The sequence below is a fragment of the Acidovorax sp. genome (assembly GCF_022763525.1).
GTDB lineage: Bacteria > Pseudomonadota > Gammaproteobacteria > Burkholderiales > Burkholderiaceae_C > Acidovorax.
On sequence record NZ_JALEGG010000160.1, the window covers coordinates 1 to 16,095 of the forward strand.

Annotated in this window: 16 protein-coding genes; 4 read left to right on the plus strand and 12 right to left on the minus strand. The window is 67.2% G+C overall.

Annotated elements, in window-relative coordinates; translation table 11 throughout:
- Positions 1-279 precede the first annotated feature (279 nt).
- Complete coding sequence (locus MRY84_RS12210) at positions 280-1,239, plus strand: LysR family transcriptional regulator (protein WP_291505994.1); 960 nt, start codon at positions 280-282, stop codon at positions 1,237-1,239.
- Between the two features lie 71 nt (positions 1,240-1,310).
- On the opposite strand, the gene ggt is transcribed toward MRY84_RS12210, so the two are convergent.
- The gene (ggt, locus tag MRY84_RS12215; RefSeq protein WP_291505995.1) at positions 1,311-3,188 is read right to left on the minus strand and encodes a gamma-glutamyltransferase; all 1,878 of its coding nucleotides are present in this window, start codon (positions 3,186-3,188) and stop codon (positions 1,311-1,313) included.
- A 235-nt stretch (positions 3,189-3,423) separates the two neighbouring features.
- On the opposite strand from ggt, the gene MRY84_RS12220 reads away from it, so the two are divergent.
- The gene (locus MRY84_RS12220; RefSeq protein ID WP_055395804.1) at positions 3,424-3,885 is read left to right on the plus strand and encodes an Lrp/AsnC family transcriptional regulator; all 462 of its coding nucleotides are present in this window, start codon (positions 3,424-3,426) and stop codon (positions 3,883-3,885) included.
- 36 nt (positions 3,886-3,921) lie between these two features.
- Here the strand turns inward: MRY84_RS12220 and MRY84_RS12225 are convergent, their stop codons facing one another.
- From MRY84_RS12225 to MRY84_RS12240, 4 genes are all read right to left on the minus strand, one after another.
- A complete protein-coding gene (locus MRY84_RS12225) occupies positions 3,922-4,434 on the minus strand; it encodes a DUF1993 domain-containing protein (protein ID WP_291505996.1) in 513 nt (170 codons plus the stop codon).
- A 102-nt stretch (positions 4,435-4,536) separates the two neighbouring features.
- Positions 4,537-4,776 (minus strand): helix-hairpin-helix domain-containing protein, encoded by a 240-nt coding sequence (locus MRY84_RS12230; protein WP_291505997.1) that lies wholly within the window; start codon positions 4,774-4,776, stop codon positions 4,537-4,539.
- A 72-nt stretch (positions 4,777-4,848) separates the two neighbouring features.
- On the minus strand, positions 4,849-5,292 hold the full coding sequence (locus tag MRY84_RS12235; RefSeq protein ID WP_291505998.1) for a hypothetical protein: 444 nt from the start codon (positions 5,290-5,292) through the stop codon (positions 4,849-4,851).
- Positions 5,293-5,475: 183 nt separating this feature from the next.
- Complete coding sequence (locus tag MRY84_RS12240) at positions 5,476-6,756, minus strand: MFS transporter (protein WP_291505999.1); 1,281 nt, start codon at positions 6,754-6,756, stop codon at positions 5,476-5,478.
- A 65-nt stretch (positions 6,757-6,821) separates the two neighbouring features.
- Here MRY84_RS12240 and MRY84_RS12245 point away from each other — a divergent pair, with 65 nt between their 5' ends.
- On the plus strand, positions 6,822-7,814 hold the full coding sequence (locus MRY84_RS12245; protein ID WP_291506000.1) for a helix-turn-helix transcriptional regulator: 993 nt from the start codon (positions 6,822-6,824) through the stop codon (positions 7,812-7,814).
- Positions 7,815-8,038: 224 nt separating this feature from the next.
- On the opposite strand, the gene MRY84_RS12250 is transcribed toward MRY84_RS12245, so the two are convergent.
- Positions 8,039-8,443, minus strand: coding sequence for a tautomerase family protein (locus tag MRY84_RS12250; protein WP_291506001.1), 405 nt, complete (start codon positions 8,441-8,443; stop codon positions 8,039-8,041).
- A gap of 167 nt (positions 8,444-8,610) precedes the next feature.
- Here MRY84_RS12250 and MRY84_RS12255 point away from each other — a divergent pair, with 167 nt between their 5' ends.
- Positions 8,611-9,546 carry a LysR substrate-binding domain-containing protein gene (locus MRY84_RS12255; protein WP_291506002.1) on the plus strand — a complete coding sequence of 312 codons (936 nt, stop codon included), beginning with the start codon at positions 8,611-8,613 and terminating at the stop codon, positions 9,544-9,546.
- A gap of 24 nt (positions 9,547-9,570) precedes the next feature.
- On the opposite strand, the gene MRY84_RS12260 is transcribed toward MRY84_RS12255, so the two are convergent.
- From MRY84_RS12260 to MRY84_RS12285, 6 genes are all read right to left on the minus strand, one after another.
- Positions 9,571-10,716: an alpha/beta hydrolase gene (locus tag MRY84_RS12260; protein ID WP_291506003.1), complete on the minus strand. Its 1,146-nt coding sequence runs from the start codon at positions 10,714-10,716 to the stop codon at positions 9,571-9,573.
- A 338-nt stretch (positions 10,717-11,054) separates the two neighbouring features.
- Entirely contained in the window at positions 11,055-12,017 is a 963-nt protein-coding gene (locus tag MRY84_RS12265; RefSeq protein WP_291506004.1) for a hypothetical protein, read from the minus strand.
- 192 nt (positions 12,018-12,209) lie between these two features.
- The gene (lpoB, locus tag MRY84_RS12270) at positions 12,210-12,824 is read right to left on the minus strand and encodes a penicillin-binding protein activator LpoB (RefSeq protein ID WP_291485455.1); all 615 of its coding nucleotides are present in this window, start codon (positions 12,822-12,824) and stop codon (positions 12,210-12,212) included.
- Between the two features lie 179 nt (positions 12,825-13,003).
- The gene (locus MRY84_RS12275; RefSeq protein WP_291506005.1) at positions 13,004-13,402 is read right to left on the minus strand and encodes a YcfL family protein; all 399 of its coding nucleotides are present in this window, start codon (positions 13,400-13,402) and stop codon (positions 13,004-13,006) included.
- Positions 13,403-13,456: 54 nt separating this feature from the next.
- Complete coding sequence (locus MRY84_RS12280; RefSeq protein WP_291506006.1) at positions 13,457-15,001, minus strand: hypothetical protein; 1,545 nt, start codon at positions 14,999-15,001, stop codon at positions 13,457-13,459.
- 327 nt (positions 15,002-15,328) lie between these two features.
- Positions 15,329-16,078, minus strand: a complete 750-nt coding sequence (locus MRY84_RS12285) for a class I SAM-dependent methyltransferase (protein WP_291506007.1) — start codon at positions 16,076-16,078, stop codon at positions 15,329-15,331.
- Between the last annotated feature and the right edge of the window lie 17 nt (positions 16,079-16,095).

The window sequence follows — 16,095 nt, forward strand, 5'->3', positions numbered from 1 at the left end:
CCCCCAGGCACGCTGGTGGTGGCCATGGGTGCGCAAGCCGCCATCGCAAGGCAGGCCAGGCCCGCGAGGGCCCAGCGGGGGCCCTCGGACAAGGCGGGTGGCAGAGGATGGGGCTGCGGTGCAGTCATGGCGGGGGTGTCTCCTGAAAAATTCTTGGCGGCGCAAAGCCGGATGCCGATGCATCGTAGAAACCGCCTTTCAATACGTCAAATAGGCAAAATTGGCACTATCGATATGATCTGCATATGACTATCTTTCGTGCTGCCCCTAGGCACTGACATGGACATCCGCCAGTTGCGCTACTTTCTCGCGGTGGCCGAAGCCGGGCACATGACCCGCGCGGCAGAGCTGCTGGGCATGGCCCAGCCACCGCTCAGCCAGCAGATCAAGGCCCTAGAAAACACGGTGGGCATGGTGCTGTTCAAGCGCCACGCCAAGGGCGTCACCCTGACCGAGGCGGGGCAGACACTGCAGGCCGAGGCCGCCCGCCTGGTGCACGACTTCGACGCACTGCAAAGCCGCATGCAGCTGCTGGCCGAGGGCAAGACAGGCCGGCTCGTGATCGCCTTCACCAGCTCGGCCGCCGCCCATGAATTCACCCCATTCGCCCTGCGAGAGTGCCGCGCCCGCCACCCCGGTCTGGTGCTGGAGATTGGCGAGAACAACGCCGCCGAGATCACCGAGGCCGTGGCCGACGGGCGCCTGCACTGTGGCCTGCTGCGCGTGCCCGTGGCGCGGCCTGCGGGCTTGGCCTTCGACACCCTGCAGCACGAGCCCGCCATGGTGGCCCTGCCCATCGACCACCCGCTGGCACTGCGCCAGCGGCGCGGCAAGCCGCTGCCCATCCAGATTGCCGATCTGGAGGGCGAGCCCATGATCCTGGTGCGCCGCCCGGGCGCGCCCGGCCTGTATGCCAACCTGCTGGCGCTGTGTGCCGAGCAGGGCGTGCGCCCCCGCGTGGTGGCCGAGGTGGCGCGCATGCTGACCAATCTCAACCTGGTGGCTGCGGGCACGGGCATTTCCGTGGTGCCGTCGTCCATGCTGGGTGTGCACCGGCATGCGATTGCCTACCGGCCGCTGGTGGATGGCGGGCGGCTGGATGTGCCGCTGACGCTGGTCTATCGCGCCGAGGACAACGTGGGCCCGACAGCGACCTTCACCCGCTTGCTCCAGACGCTGGCGGGCGAAAAGCACCCGGCGGTCACCACGGAGCACCCACAAAAAAAGGCTGCCCGGTAGTCCACCCGGCAGCCTTCGTCAGTATCAGCGCAGCCCCTGCTCTGGAGCCGCCACCGATCACATGGCGCAGCTCAGTTGTTGCCCAGCGCAATCCCCTCCCGGCGGGGATCGGCGCCACCGGCATAGGTGCCCGCGCCTGGGTTGCGCGACAGCAGACCCGCATTGCCGTTGGACCGCACACCGTTGAACACCGCTCCATGCAGGCCGCTGGTGAAGGAGTCGGTCTGCGCCACGGTGTGGCCACGCGCCTTGAGTCCGTCGCGGATGGCAGCGGTGTCGATGAGCGAGCCCTTTTCGATGGACGTGGTGGCGTTGGTCTGCGCACCGAAGTTCGGCAGGTTGATGGCCTGCTGGACGTTCAGGCCCCAGTCCGTCATACCCAGGATGGTCTTGGCGGTGTACTGGATGATGGCACTGCCTCCTGGCGAGCCAACCACACCTTCGAGGTCGCCCGTGGCGGCATTGAAGATGATGGTGGGTGCCATGGAACTGCGGGGGCGCTTACCGGCCTGCACGCTGTTGGCAATGGGGTTGCCCGCCGCATCGGTGGCTGTGAACGAGAAGTCGGTGAGCTGGTTGTTCAGCAGGAAGCCGCGCACCATCTGCAGGCTGCCGAAGCCGTTCTCGATCGTGGTGGTCATGGACACCGCATTGCCTGCGTTGTCGATGATGGACAGGTGGGTGGTCGATGGCAGGGCCAGCGAGTTGTCCCGCCCCTTGGCGCCACTCACACCCGGTGGTGTGCCCGCCACGGGCGTGCCGATGCTCTTGCTCATGCTGATGAGCTTGGCGCGCTCCTTGAGGTAGTCGGCGTTGATCAGGCCGGCCTGGGGCACGTTGACGAAGTCAGGGTCGGCCACATACAGCGCGCGGTCGGCATAGGCGAGGCGGTAGGCCTCGGACACCACGTGCACGGCGTCGAGCGTGTTGGGCTTCATGGCCGCCAGGTCAAAGCCCTGCAGCAGGCCCAGCGTCTGCAGCACCGCGATGCCGCCGGAGCTGGGCGCGGGCATGCCACACACGCGGTACTGCACACGGTAGACGCCACACACGGGCTCACGCACCTTGTGGGTGTAATCGCTCAGGTCATCGAGCGCGAGCTTGCCGGGGTTGGTGGGATGGCTGACCACCTTGGCCACGATGTCCTTGGCGATGTCCCCCTTGTAGAACGCATCGGCACCACCCGCTGCAATGGCCTTGAGCGTGGCTGCAAATTCAGGGTTCTTGAGCAGCGTGCCCGCCGCCTTGGCGGTGCCGTCGGCGTTGAGGAAATAGCTGGATCCGGGCTCGCCCTGGGCCTTGATGCGCGCGGCCGACCCGGCAATGGACACACTCATGCGCTGCGAGATCGCAAAGCCGTCTTCGCTGAGCTTGATGGCGGGCTCGAACAGGTCCTTCCACGGCAGCTTGCCATGGGCCTTGTGTGCGGCTTCGAGCATGCGCAGCACGCCCGGCGTGCCCACCGACAGGCCGCCGTCCACCGCCGCCAGAAACGCCAGCGGCTTGCCATCGGCGCCGATGAACAGGTTGGGCGTGGCGGCCTTGGGCGCGGTCTCGCGGCCGTCGTAGGCCAGCAGCTTGTTGGCGCCCTTGTCGTAGTGCAGCATGAAGGCGCCGCCCCCAATGCCCGACGACTGTGGCTCCACCAGGTTCAGCACCATCTGCACGGCAATGGCGGCATCTGTGGCCGTGCCGCCCTTGGCCAGGATGTCCACACCTGCCTTCACCGCCAGCGGGTTGGCCGCCGCCACCATGTCCTTGTTGGCATAGCTGATGGTTTTGGGCGTGTAGCCCGAGGGCGGCTCGGGCGGCACGTACTGCTCGGTGGGCTCAGGCGTGGCCACCGGGGTGGTGGGGCCGTCACTGCCGCCACAGGCGGCCAGCACGGCCAATGCGGCAATGCTCAGTCCCAGGGCGTAGGGGTTGCGTCGAAAAACAGAAAGCGACATGGATGAAATCCTTGAAAAAAGGGCGACGGGAGGGGCCAGGAACGGCGTGCCATGGGCAAACAGCGCACCACGCACCGGGTGGATGCACGGTGCGAAATTACGGGGACTTGACGCAGATTCCGTGCCAACGATGCCTTGACAGTATGTAACGACAGCCCTGAAAAAACTTTGCTTTTATGCCCTGAATAACGCCCAATAAGGGAAACGATTTCTCACATACCCCTTGAAACAGAATCTGGATTCCATTGACCGCCAACTGCTGGCGATGCTGCAACACAATGCCGAGACGCCGCTGGCCGAGCTGGCCGAGGCCGTGCACCTTTCCAACACGCCCTGCTGGCGGCGCATTCAGTGGTTGCGCGAGAAGGGCTACATCACCCGCCATGTCGCCCTGGTGGACCCGCGCAAGGTGAATGTGGGTGTGACGGTGTTCGTGGCCGTGAAGACCAACCAGCACCACCAGCAATGGTTTGACACCTTGCGGGATGCCGTGATGGGAATCCCCGAGATCGTCGAGTTCTACCGCATGAGCGGCGACGTGGACTACCTGTTGCGCGTGGTGGTGCCCGACATCCGCGCCTACGATTCGGTCTACAAGCGACTCACGCAGGCCGTGGCGCTGTCAGACGTGAGTTCGAGCTTTGCGATGGAAGAAATCAAGTTCACCACGGCGCTGCCGCTGAACTATGCGCAGTAGCGGCCACCGAGGTGACCGTCTGCGCAACGGCGCTGATCAGTACTTGCCCATGTAGTCGCGTTTGCCCAGCTCCACACCGTTGTGCCGCGCAATGGCGTAGGTTGCGTTCACATGGAAGAAGAACTGCGGCAAGCCGTAGTGCAGCAGGTAGTGCTCGCCGACGAACTGTTTTTCGCGCGGTGTGCCGGGCTGGATCGTGATCTGGCGCGTGGCGGCATCGGCAAACGCAGCCTCTGGCAGGCCTTCGACAAACGCGAGTACGGTGTCGATGCGTTCATTCAGGTCGGCGAAACCGGGGCGCTCGGCGTCGGGGAAGGACGGCACCTCCGCCCCGGCCAGGCGCGCCGCCACGCCCTTGGCAAAGTCGCAGGCAATCAGCACCTGGCGCGCCAGGGGGAACATGTCGGGGAACAGCCGGGCCTGCAGCAGTGCATCCGGCTCGATCTTGCGCGCCGTGGCATGGGCCTCGGTTTTGGCCAGGATGTCTTTGAGCGAACCGAGCATCTGGCGGAACACGGGGACACTGGCGTTGTAGAGAGGCGATGTCATGGTGGAGATTCCTGAAGGGGTGTGAAGCAACAGCCGGGGGCACGTGGTGCCCAGCACGGGGCCGCATTGCAACACACCCCGCCCCGGCGTGCAGCGGAAAGGTCAAGCCGACCGCGACTGGGCCAGCGCGATGGCCGCCTGGATGGCGGCACGGGCCTGGGGACTGTTCTTCCAGCAGGAGGAGCCCAGCATGGCCGAGGCCTTGGAAACAATGTCCAGGGCATTGGCCTTGCCCAGATGCGCCAACGATTCAAAGCCCATCTGTTCAAGCCGGGCGATCACGGTCGGCCCCACGCCCTTCACGTTGAGCAAGGCGCGGCGTTCTTCGAGGGGAAATGGCATGGCAGGAGTATGCGGGAGCCGAAGAGCTGTCGGACTGAGAGATCGTCGGCTGCAAATCGACCGCGCCGATTTTTAACGCCCACCTCCGCCCCTGCGCCTCATCGCCAGCACTCCGAAGACCACCGCCACACCAAAAACCACGTGCACCACCAGGCTCGGCAGCACCACGGCCAGCCCCAGGCTCCAGGGCAATGGGTCACCAAAGTAGATCGGGAGCGCCAGCGAGTTGACGGTTGCGTAATAGAGTGCACCGTAGACAGCACCCACACCCAGCGCCCCGCCTGTGACCATACGGTGCAGTGGCAACACTACCAGGGGAAGGGCAGACACCCAGCCTAGAACCAGGTGTTGAACGAATAGCGCGACGGGCCCGGGCTGCGCAAGGTACAGGGCCGCAAACTTGGGGCCGTAGTGCCCGACGCGCATCTCCAGCAGCCGAAAGAGCCAGCCCGCCGGCATCATGGCCAGCGCAGCGAAGGTGCCAGCCGCGATGGATTCCAAAGCAATCTTGCGCATGGGTGTGTACGAACAGGGCAATGAAGGGTTGGTGACCAAAAGCAGCAAGCTCCGTTGCGGCCAAGCCCCGGCTGGGGCTACCGGCGCGGGGCGCGCGTTCAGCCTGGCATTAGAACGCGTTCGACCTGTCTCTCGACAGCCTCGCCAGCGCGGCGGGAGTGCCCGTAGCTGCCCCAGCGTCCTTCAGACCGCCGTCGCCAGGGGCCTGGCAGCCCGTGCCGCAACCCCCACCCCCACCAGCGCCGCAGACACTACGCTCAGCGCCAGCGTGAAGGCCGAGCCGTAGAAGATGCCCGCCGTCATGCCGTGGTCCAGCATGGCGCCAAACACCGGGGCGGCCAGGCAAAAGCCCAGGTCCAGGCCCGAATACACGGTGCCATACACCCGGCCCGTGGCGCCGGGGGGGGCGGCGCGCTTGATCAGCATGTCGCGCGAGGGGCCGGCCAGCCCCGTACCCAGGCCAGCCACCGACGCCACCACGACCGCGGCCATGCCGGGCAGCAGGCCCGTGCCCACCAGCACCAGCAAGGCCGCCGAGCCCAGCAGGCACACAGAGATGATTTTTTCGAGCCGCTGCACGCGCCCCACCAGGAATCCGCCCACCACCATGCCCGCCGCGCCGCACAGCATGTAGCCGGTAACCACCATGGCCGTCACGCTCAGTGGCAGGCCGTACATGCTCTTCAGCGCCGGGCCGGCAAAGCTCTGGATGGCGCTCAGCGCGCAGGTGCTCCAGAAGAAGAACGAGAAGCACAGCCACACGGACGGCAGCTTGAGGAAGGCCATGGGGTGCTCGGGCTTGCCGGCTCCTGCCCCTGCCCCGCCCTTGGCCTGGTGCGCCCAGGCGCCCTGGCGGTCGTCCAGCGCATCGCGGTTCCAGACCATGATGCCCAGCACTATCAGGGCGAACAGGCCCCCGCACAGGCAGGCCGTGCGCCACGAGCCCGTGGCCGTCGCAATGCCCGCCATGAACACTGGCGCCGTGGCCCAGCCCAGGTTGCCGCTGATGCCGTGCACCGAAAAGCCATGCCCCAGGCGCTGCGGCGACACGCGCTTATTCAAGATCGTGAAGTCCACCGGGTGGAAGGGCGCATTGCCCAGCCCGGCCAGCGCCGCCGCCAGCAGCAGGCCGGTGTAGCCCTGGGCAGTGCCCGCGGCCAGACCCGCTGCGGCAAAACTCGACAGCGCAAAGAACATCACCGGCCGCGCGCCCACGCGGTCCACCAGAAAGCCCGACAGCGCCTGCCCCACGCCGGAGATCACGAAGAACACCGACACCAGCAGCCCCAGCTCGGAATAGCTGAAGCCAAACTCGCCGATCAGCCACGGGAACAGCGGCGGCAGCAGCATGTGGAAAAAGTGCGAACTGCCATGGGCCAGGCCGATGAGGCCGATGGTGCGAGCGTCCTGCCGAAGGGGCACAGGGTTGGCGGCGGCGCCGGAGGATGAAGCTGAAGCGGTCATGGGCTTGATCTTAGGCAGGCGGGCTTCGGCAGGTTTACGATAGGCGGCCAACTTCTATCGCAAACATGCCAACCCCCGCCGCCGCACCCGCCCCATCCCCCGAGCCGGTCGTGGAGCACTTTGCCGCCCAGGTCGTCCCCCGACCAAAAGCCGGAAGCTCGCGTGGAGCCGGACGCGGGCTGTCGTACGTGGGCTCGCTCACGCCCGAGCTGTTCGTGCCCACCCTCGCCCGCCCGGTGCGCGCCAAGCTGCGCTGGCTGGCCGCCGACACCCAGGTGATGCCCCACAGCCACCCCTGGGCGCAGGTGGCAATCTCGACCACGGGCGTGATCCGGCTCACGGTGAACCACGGCACCTACATCGTGCCGCCCTCGCGCGCGCTGTGGATTCCGCCCGGTGTGGAACATGCCGTGACCATGGTGGAAGACGCCGACCTGCGCACGCTGTACTTCCACCAGCCGCGCGGCCGGTGCGGGCCCGGCGCCCTCGGCGGCGATGGCGCCGGCCCCAGTCTTCGCGGCGAAGACGATTCAGCCGCCTGGCGCCAGTGCCGCGTACTGGAGGTGTCCGACCTGCTGCGCTCACTGGTGCGCGAGATGCCCACCACGCCCGACGGCGGGCCCGCCCTCACGCCCGCCGAGCGGCTGCGCGAGCAGCACCTGAGCGCCCTCATCCGCGATGAACTGGCCCGCGCCGCCGCCGTGAAGCTGGGCGTGGACCTGCCCCAGGACAAGCGCCTGCGCCACCTGTGCGAGGCCGTGCTGGCCGACCCCACGCGCCACGAAACCCTGGCCGACTGGGCACAGGACACCGGCGCCAGCCCGCGCACCGTGGCACGGCTGTTCCGCTCCGAACTGGGCAGCACCTTCACCCAGTGGCGCCAGCAGGTCATCCTGGCCAAGGCCGTGTCGCTGGCCGCCGGGCGCATGCCCATGGGCCAGATCGCCGCCGAGCTGGGCTACAGCCCCAGCGCCTTCAGCGCCATGGTGCGCAAATCGGTGGGACAGCCACCGGGACGGTTTCTGGGACAGCAGCAGCCGGGACATGGCAGTGCCTGACACGGATTCGCGTTCGGTCCATCGGCGCCGTTCAGCGTGAACGGATGCCGGCGTGCAGAAGTCTCGGGATGAACAGCGCCATGGATATCAAACCGCTCCGCGCCCACGCCCGTGGGACTGCATCCGCCGCTTCCGGGGAATCGGTCCCCATCGTTGCCCAGCGCTTGCTGATCAAGCGCTGACAGCTATAAAAACAGGAGCATTCTGAGCACTGCGAACAGCGCTCAGGCCGTCGCCTTGTTCTGCACCAGGTCCATCGCGAACCGGCCGTGGCCCACCGACCAGTCGGAATAGTCGTTCTCGTGCATGAAGATGAACACGTCGGCCGGGGCCACGCCCGCCATGGCCTGCAGGTTGCGCGCGATAGCGGCGTAGAGGGTGCGCTTCATCGCGTCGCTGCGCCCACGCCGCAGTGTGATCTCGACCACCACGACACGGTCGGAGCGGGCCACGCCGTTGAACGTGCGGCTGCAGGCAAATTCGCCGGGCGCGTAGCCGGCCACCAGGTTGAAGAGTTCATCCGGCGGCATGCCGATGCCGTCCACCAGCGCCTGATGGATGCCTTGAACGATGGCATCGCGCGTGACAGCGGGGGTGTCGTGCGGAACATTGGTACGGACAAAGGGCATAGCTTCTCCTATATTCTTTCAAATCAAATAGAGATACTGAAATGAGCGCCAACTGGACTGAAACAACTTCTGGCCAGCAGCGCTTGTCTATTCGTTCATTGTTGCTATCAGATTCAGTTCTTGAAAGCGATGATTTGTCTGCCCTTATGTTCTCCAAAATCACATAGATGAGTCACCGTCTACCCCCATTGGGTGCCCTGCGGGCGTTTGAAGCGGCTGCCCGGCTCGGCCGCATGACAGCGGCGGCGGACGAGCTGTCGGTCACGCCCGGCGCCATCAGCCGACAGGTGCGCCAGCTGGAGCAGCACCTGGGCGTGGCGCTGTTTGGCGGCAGCAAGGCCCGCCCCACCCTCACCCCGGCGGCGCATGTGCTGCAGCCGGTGCTGACCACCGCATTCGCCCACATCGCCGATGCCGTGCGCGAGGTCAGCGACCCCAGCCGGGGGCCGCTGGACGTCGCCTGCTTCAGCACCTTTACCGTGAAGTGGCTGATCCCCCGACTGTTCGACTTCCAGGCGCAGCACCCGGGCATCGAGGTGCGTCTGCGCACCACCGACGCAGGCGCCGGGGCGGGCCGCATGCAGGGCGATCTGGTCATCACCGCCGAGGCCGCCGCCGGGGTGCGCGATGCCCGCACGGAACAACCGTTGTTCCCCGAACACCTGGGTCCGGTGCTGAGCCCCGAACTGGCCCAGCGGGTGGCGCTGCACCAGCCGGCCGATCTGGCCGATCCCGCCCTCGGGCCCCTGTGCCTGCGCACCCGCACGCGGCGCAACGCCTGGGCCATGTGGAGCACTGCGGCGGGCGTGCCGCTGCCCACGCCTTCGCAGGCGGCTCCCGAATTCGAGCACTACTACTTCACGCTGGAGGCCGCCGTGCGCGGGCTGGGCATTGCCATAGCCCCCTGGCATCTGGTGATGGACGACGTGTTGGCGGGCCGGCTGGTGGCCCCGCTGGGTTTTGTGACCTCGGGGTATGACTACGTGGTGTGCCGCCGAGCCAGCGGTCCCCTGCCCCGGCTGGATGTGTTCTGCGACTGGCTGCAGGCGCAGGCCCGCGCCAACCCCGTCCCTCCTGGGCCGCAAGGCCCACCGTCGGGCTGAGCGTCCGTTGAATGCGATCCTGTTTCAGGGAACGCCCGCTGAGGGCAGCAGGGTCAGAGGCCGGTCCAGCAACGGCGCGCACAACCCTGCGGCCGGGGTGCGAGCCCATTGCTCGATCCAGGCCCAGACCAGCTGCACACCGTCTGTGGACTGCCCTGTACCGCGCTGCAGGCCATGGTTGGCGCCGTCCAGGCGGCGCGCGCAATAGGGCACGGTGCGCACGCTGGCCAGTTGTGCAAACCGTTCGTAGGCGGCGGGCGGCACCAGGGCGTCGTCGCCGCCCCACACCTGCAGCAACGGCCAAGGGCTTTGCACCAGCGGCAGGGTCAGCGGCCAGTTCCACAGGTCGCGCCAGTAGCCCAGGCTGCGGCCCTGCGCCACGGCGCTGTCGGGGCGGCGGCTGGCCACCGTGCGGCCCAGCTCTTCCCAGTCGGCTTGCGCACCGAGGCGCTGGGCCTGCAGGGCACCCGCCTCTTGCGGGTCGAGGCCGCTGGAGGCCAGCGCCACCAGGCCGGCCAGTCGTGGCACCTCGGGCGCCAGGGCGGGCAGCAGCTCGGCCCCTTCGGAGATGCCCACCAGCAACTGCGGCAGCGCGGGCGCGCCGTCACGCTCGCGCTGCCGCGCATCTGCGATCAGGGCTGCACGGGCGTGGGCCAGCCAAGTGGAGAGGCGGTCCTGCTGCACGAAGTCACGCGCGCAGTCTGCGGGGGCCGTGCGCGCTTGCGGGTGCACGCCGGGCTTGTGCAGCACGAGCACCTGCGCATGCAGCAAACCGGCAAAGTAACGGTCTGCAATCGGCCCCATGCCAGCGCAACCAGAGCCCGGGATGACGATCACGCGGTAGCGCAGCGGCGCGGTGCGCTCGTTGCGCGCGAGGGCCTGAAGAGTGGCGCCATCGGCGCCGGGCAGAGGCCGCATGGCAAAGGTCTCTGCCGGGGATGGGTTCTGGACGGATGCCTTCGGTGCTGGCGCGGGTGGCGAGGACGTCTCAGCAGAAGCCTCTGACCCGTACATATTCACCAGCGATTCGGACGCCGCCGCCGCGTAGAAAGGCGGGGGGGATGCGGCGCAGCCGCCGAGCATCAGCGCCATGGCCGAGGCCACGAAAAAGGCCAGCGCAGCGCGGGCCGGGGGCCGCACGGATGCGGCAACAGCGAGAGGGCGGGACATGTTGAGCACAGCCGAAGTCTGGCACGACCGCGAAGGCCCCAGACGCTGCGCGGCCCGGGGGAAGAAGCCCGGCAGGGGCTATGCCACGGGGTGCCGGATCTTCACAATGCTACCAAATTGGTAGCACATTGCGCTTTATGGACAAGCGCTGAAGCGGTTTTTGTTGGCGATGGAAGTGTCGGGTTACGCTGCGCTAACCCGACCTACGGAATGAATGGCGCATGCCGTGGCACGCACTCCGCAAAGGAACACGCCAAGCCAGCGCCACCGTGGAACTGGCTCTGCCAGGCCGCCGGTGGCGCCCCTGGGGGGAAGGCGCGAAGCGACCCAGGGGGGCTTCACTTCAGGATGATGACCTGCTCCGGCTGCTGGGGCTGCGGCACCGGCATGGGCTGGCCGCCTTGCTGGTACACCACGGGCGGGCGCACGCCGCGCGCCAGGTTGGCGTCGGTGTAGCCCAGCTGCATGGCCAGCTGCTGGTACACGTCCTGCGCCAGCGAGAGCGAGGTTTCACGCATCACCTTGGCACGGTTGGGGGGCGCGATGTCGCCACGGATCGACAGGATCTTGGTGTCGTTGCCTTCGCCCTGGGCGGAGAACGCGGCCTTGATCTCGTACGTCTTGGTGTTGATGAGCGAGAAGTCGGCCAGCAGCTGCAGGCCATACTGGCGCGTGGCGCTGGTGGTGCCCTGCAGGGGCGACAGGGCATCGGTGAAGTCGATGCTGGAGACCACGCCGAACAGCACGTAGTCGGCACCGTTGAACTCGCCCTTCTTGATGCGGCTGATCACGTCGTTGACCTGGGGCTGCACCTGGGGTGTGGCCATCTTGCCGCCCTGCACCTGGTTGAGCACCTGCTCGGCCTTGCTGGGCTGGGGCTTGCCCGCGTCAAAGCCCTTGCCCTGCACCAGCTTGAAGTAGGTGCCCTGCAGGATGGCGCCCTTGATGTCGTTGGTGTAGCCACCCAGCTCGCGCTGCTCGATGTAGCTGTAGCGGCCCGCCACGTAGGTGCCGCTGGCCTGCTCGGAGGCCTGCATGTGGTGGCTGCCCGAGTGCGAGCCGCCACCGCCGTAGGGCCCGGCGCTGTAGCCGCCGCTGTGGCTGCCGCCCGCGCTCATCTGGCTGCTGCGCTGGTAGGTGCCGGCGACGAAGTATTCGGACACGCGCTGGGCGTAGGCCAGGTCGGTCACGGCGATCTTGGGCGCGGCGCCGGGCTGCTGCGCCTGCGCGGTCGTGCCCCAGGCCAGCGTGGTGGCCGCGATCACGGCCAGGGCCGTGTGCAAGGTGGTTCTGCGTTGCATGGTGTGCTCCTTGTGAGCTAACGGGAAGTCATGAATTCATCGAGCGATGTGGCCTCAGCACCGACATCCTTCGAAACTGGCGCGGCCCAGGCCAGCGGCCGCCGTGCAAGGGCCGCCCCGCCGCACTGGCGGCGTCCCCCTTCCCGCGCGCAGCGCGAGAGAAAGGGGGAAGCGGCGCAGCCGCTCAGGGGGTTACCTCTTGCTTGTTTTGCGGATTTCCTTCTCGTCCTGCCACTCGATCGTGCCTTCCTGCACATCAAACAGCTTCAGCGTGAACTTGTAGTACACGTCCTTGGTCGTGTTGTTCTGCTTGACGATGCTGGTCAGCTCGCCCTCCATGCTGTACTTGGCGGCGGTCATCTGGCCGACCTTGGCGGTGGTGCCCTGCTTGTACAGGCCGCTCTGGTTCTGGCGCTGGAGCTCGTCCACGCCGGCCTGCATCTCGTTGATGGAGCGCACAAAACGCACCTTGCCCGACTTGACCAGCGCGGTCTGGATGGAGTTCATCACGTTGGTGGTGTCGATGTACTCGCTGGTCTTGTTCTTCACCGTGGAGATCGTCACCGTGGGACGGCCCTGGAAGATGCCGGTTTCGAGCAGGCCGCCGGTCATCTTCTCGGCAATCATCTGCAGGTCGGTGGAGCCGAATTCGTTGGTGACCAGCTCGACGGCCTTGGCGTCGCCGTAGTTGACCTGGCGGTCAAAACGCACGGTGGGCGACGACAGGTTCTGGCAGGCCGACAGGGCCAGGGTGCTGGCCGCGAAGGCCAGGATGAGCGCAGTGCGCTGGATGGGATTTTGGGTCATGGTTTGGTATTCCTTAGTAAGACATAGCAGTTCACACTGCAGCTAACGCTTGAAACCGGCGCGACGCAGGCGCGGGCAGCCGGGCAAGGGCCGCCCCGCCGCCCTGGCTGCGTCCCCCTCCCACGCGCAGCGTGAGAGAGGGGGAAGGCGCGAAGCGACTCAGGGGGTGCTTCATGCCTTCAGCGCGGCTCCACATTCATTTCCAAGCGCAGGTCCACGGCGGCGCTGGTGGGTGCCACGCTCTTGACGGTCTGCTGCCCCAGGCCGAGCACGCTCATCTGCTTCCACGATTCGCCATCGCCCACCTGGTTGCCCACGTTGTCCAGCCACTTGAAACGGTAGAACACGGTGCGGTCGGTGCGGCCCATGTTGGCCATGTCGGCCTGCACGACCAGGATGTCGTTCTTGCGCACGATGCGCATCTCGCGCACGGCAATGCTGTTGGCCTCGCCACGCAGGGCGATCTTGGAGGCCACGGCCAGCGGCGTGGCCGGGTCATGCAGCTGCGCGCTGGCGGTGGTAGCGGCGCCAGCCAGCGCCACAGTGGCGGCCGCAAGGGCCAACAAACGGACTTTCATGCCAGGTTCCTAGAAAAAGAAAAAAGGGATACGGCGTTGTGATGGTTTGCAGAATCAGTTCTTGGCAGCAGGCGCAGCAGCCGTGGGCTTGACGGCCGCCTTGGGCACGCTGGTCGAAGCCGAGCGGGTGCGCGTGTTGCTGGTCGTGGTCGTCGTGCGCACCGTCGCAGCAGGCTCTGCCGCGGGTTGCGGCGCCGCAGCCACGGTGGGCAGCTGGCCCAGCATGGCCACGTCGCCGGTCAGCACGCTGTTGTCGTACATGCGCAGCGGCACCAGGGCGTACTGGCCGTCGATCTTGATGGGCTGGGGCAGCTGGCGGCCGTTCACGCTCACCACGTGCTCGCCAGGCGGCAGGTAGCCACGGGCCACGTACACGCGGCCGGGCAGCATGCGCCACATGCGGTCATCGGCCTGCTCGGTGGCCACCGACGCGGCCGCACCGATGATGCCGCCGATGATCCCGCCGCGCTTTTGCAGCTCGTTCTGCAGCACGCCCTTGGCCACGGCGCGCGTGAAACCGCGCAGCACCATGCCGGGCATTTCGTCCTTGAGCGCGCGGCGCGCCATCACGTTCACGTCCACCACTTTCTCCAGCTTGAGGTCCGTGCCGGCAGCGGAGATCACCGTGAGCGGCGCGTCCCGGGACGGCTCGATCACGGGGTAGGAGATGCTGGCCGTGACCATGCCGCGGCCCGTCGGCACGGGAATGGTGAAAGCCTTGGGCTTGCGCGCGGGCGCATCGCCGGCCTCGACGATGAAGAGCACGTCGGTCATGCGCTGGCGGCGCTTCCAGGTGAAGCCGGTGCGGTTGTCCAGGCCGCGCAGGCCTTCTTCCAGAATGGGGGTGTCGGGCTTGAGCTCGATGGCCTTGCGGTAGCCGGGCGCGGCCAGGCCCGGCTCGTTGAGCATTTCGTACAGAAAGCCGGCAAGGTAGTGGCTGAGCGCGTTGGAGTAGCCGTTCTTGAGCGCCAGCACCTCGGGGTCGTTGAGCGTCTCCACGGGGTAGCCGTTGAGTTCCTTGCCGCCCGAGCTCGCGCCCTTGGACTTGGCTTCTTCTTCGGCAGCCAGCGTTTCCTTGGCGCGGAACTCGGCAATGACGGCCTCGCGCTCGTGCGTGCGCTTGATGTCCACGCGGGCGTTTTCAAAGTCGCCCACGGCCATGCGGTTGAGGGCCAGGCGCGTGGTCAGCCACACTTTTTCGTAGTCCTGGCCTTCATAGACCTTGAGCCGCTCGCTCACCAGGGCAGCGCCCACCGTGCCCATCAGCTTGCTGGGGTTGGTCTTGGCGGTTTCTTCCCATTCCTTGACCTTGTTGTCAGCCAGCAGGAAGGCGTTGGTGCTGTCGGGGTAGCGGCGGTCCATGCGCAGCAGCTCGCCGCGCTCCATGTTGTAGAGCAGCGCGGTTTTTTCTTCTTCGGTCTTGGCGGTGCTCTCCAGGCTGGCCAGCGCTGCAGGGATGCCGCCGCTGCGGCCGGCGCTTTGCATGTCGGTGGCCAGTTTGTCGTGGCTTTGCATGGTGGCGCAGCCCGTGAGGGCGGCGCTCAGGGCCAGCACCCACAGCAGGCGTGGGCGGAAACGGGATGTGTGGGCGGTCGTCATGAATGCTCCTTGCAGATCGATCGGTTGCACACCAGAAAACCCCGGCTGGCGCCACGCGCGCGGCCGCACTGCACGAAGGGCGCACCGCTACAGCGGGGCGCCTTGCAGGCAAATGAAGTCGGCGGGATGGTGGCGGGCCACAAAAGCAGGCGCTGGCGCGCGGTGCGCCCCCTCTCGGCGCGAACCCGTGCTGCTGGCAGCCCCCTTTGGCTGTGAGTTTCTTGGTAGTTTTGTATGGGGTTGTAGCCAGCTCGGCAATGTAGCAAAACGATGTATCTTTTCTGTAACCGCGCCGCGCACTGCCGGCCGTGCAGATGGTGTGCCATGTCAGACCTCGCTGCGGTTCAGGGGCAGGCGGTAGAGCCACACCACGCGTCCACCGGGGGCGCGCAACTGCGCGCTGGGCAGCGCGCCGGGTACCGCAAATTCCAGGCTGACCAGCCAGGCGCCCGGCGCCATCTCGGCCTGGGCCTTGGCCGCCGCGCGGGCCATGCTCTCGGGCCGCTGGAACAGGTAGACCATCGCAAAGGGGCTCCAGTCGGCGGTCCACATGTCGCCCCGCCGCACACGCGCCCACGGACAGCGCAGCGCGCACAGCAAGCGCAGGGGCCAGCTCCACTCGATGCCCTCCAGTTGCGCAGCAGGGTAGGCCAGGCGCAGGGCCTTGAGGCCGTCGCCCAGGCCGCTGCCTGCGTCCAGCACACGCGCGCCCGCTGGCAGAGGCGCCTGGGCGCCCAGCGACTGGAGCGCGTGGTGGGGCGTGGGAAACACGGGCGCATCGCGCCACGCGTTGAGCGGGTAGACCAGCATCAGCAGCGCCAGCGGCACCAGCCAAGACCAGGTGGGCAAGCCCGCCGCGCCCAGCAGGGCCAGCGACAGCGGAAACCCCGCCGCGATCAACCCACGCCGCCACCAGCTTCCGCCGAGCAGGCTGGCTGCCGTGCCCAGCACGCACGCCACCACCAGCGCAGCCACCGGTGGCACCGCCGCACGCTGCAGCGCTACAAAGGTCAGCCACGCGCCCGCCCACGCGATCAACGCGGGCAGGGGCCACGGCATGCGCAGGGAAAAGAACATCGCCGGAAGTTCGTGAA

What these genes read in the sequence shown, in the direction of transcription:
- MRY84_RS12210 (WP_291505994.1), top strand. Translation starts at nt 280, where the DNA reads ATGGACATCCGCCAGTTGCGCTACTTTCTCGCGGTGGCCGAAGCCGGG.
- ggt (WP_291505995.1), bottom strand. Translation starts at nt 3,188, where the DNA reads ATGTCGCTTTCTGTTTTTCGACGCAACCCCTACGCCCTGGGACTGAGC.
- MRY84_RS12225 (WP_291505996.1), bottom strand. Translation starts at nt 4,434, where the DNA reads ATGACATCGCCTCTCTACAACGCCAGTGTCCCCGTGTTCCGCCAGATG.
- MRY84_RS12230 (WP_291505997.1), bottom strand. Translation starts at nt 4,776, where the DNA reads ATGCCATTTCCCCTCGAAGAACGCCGCGCCTTGCTCAACGTGAAGGGC.
- MRY84_RS12235 (WP_291505998.1), bottom strand. Translation starts at nt 5,292, where the DNA reads ATGCGCAAGATTGCTTTGGAATCCATCGCGGCTGGCACCTTCGCTGCG.
- MRY84_RS12240 (WP_291505999.1), bottom strand. Translation starts at nt 6,756, where the DNA reads ATGACCGCTTCAGCTTCATCCTCCGGCGCCGCCGCCAACCCTGTGCCC.
- MRY84_RS12245 (WP_291506000.1), top strand. Translation starts at nt 6,822, where the DNA reads ATGCCAACCCCCGCCGCCGCACCCGCCCCATCCCCCGAGCCGGTCGTG.
- MRY84_RS12250 (WP_291506001.1), bottom strand. Translation starts at nt 8,443, where the DNA reads ATGCCCTTTGTCCGTACCAATGTTCCGCACGACACCCCCGCTGTCACG.
- MRY84_RS12255 (WP_291506002.1), top strand. Translation starts at nt 8,611, where the DNA reads ATGAGTCACCGTCTACCCCCATTGGGTGCCCTGCGGGCGTTTGAAGCG.
- MRY84_RS12260 (WP_291506003.1), bottom strand. Translation starts at nt 10,716, where the DNA reads ATGTCCCGCCCTCTCGCTGTTGCCGCATCCGTGCGGCCCCCGGCCCGC.
- MRY84_RS12265 (WP_291506004.1), bottom strand. Translation starts at nt 12,017, where the DNA reads ATGCAACGCAGAACCACCTTGCACACGGCCCTGGCCGTGATCGCGGCC.
- lpoB (WP_291485455.1), bottom strand. Translation starts at nt 12,824, where the DNA reads ATGACCCAAAATCCCATCCAGCGCACTGCGCTCATCCTGGCCTTCGCG.
- MRY84_RS12275 (WP_291506005.1), bottom strand. Translation starts at nt 13,402, where the DNA reads ATGAAAGTCCGTTTGTTGGCCCTTGCGGCCGCCACTGTGGCGCTGGCT.
- MRY84_RS12280 (WP_291506006.1), bottom strand. Translation starts at nt 15,001, where the DNA reads ATGACGACCGCCCACACATCCCGTTTCCGCCCACGCCTGCTGTGGGTG.
- MRY84_RS12285 (WP_291506007.1), bottom strand. Translation starts at nt 16,078, where the DNA reads ATGTTCTTTTCCCTGCGCATGCCGTGGCCCCTGCCCGCGTTGATCGCG.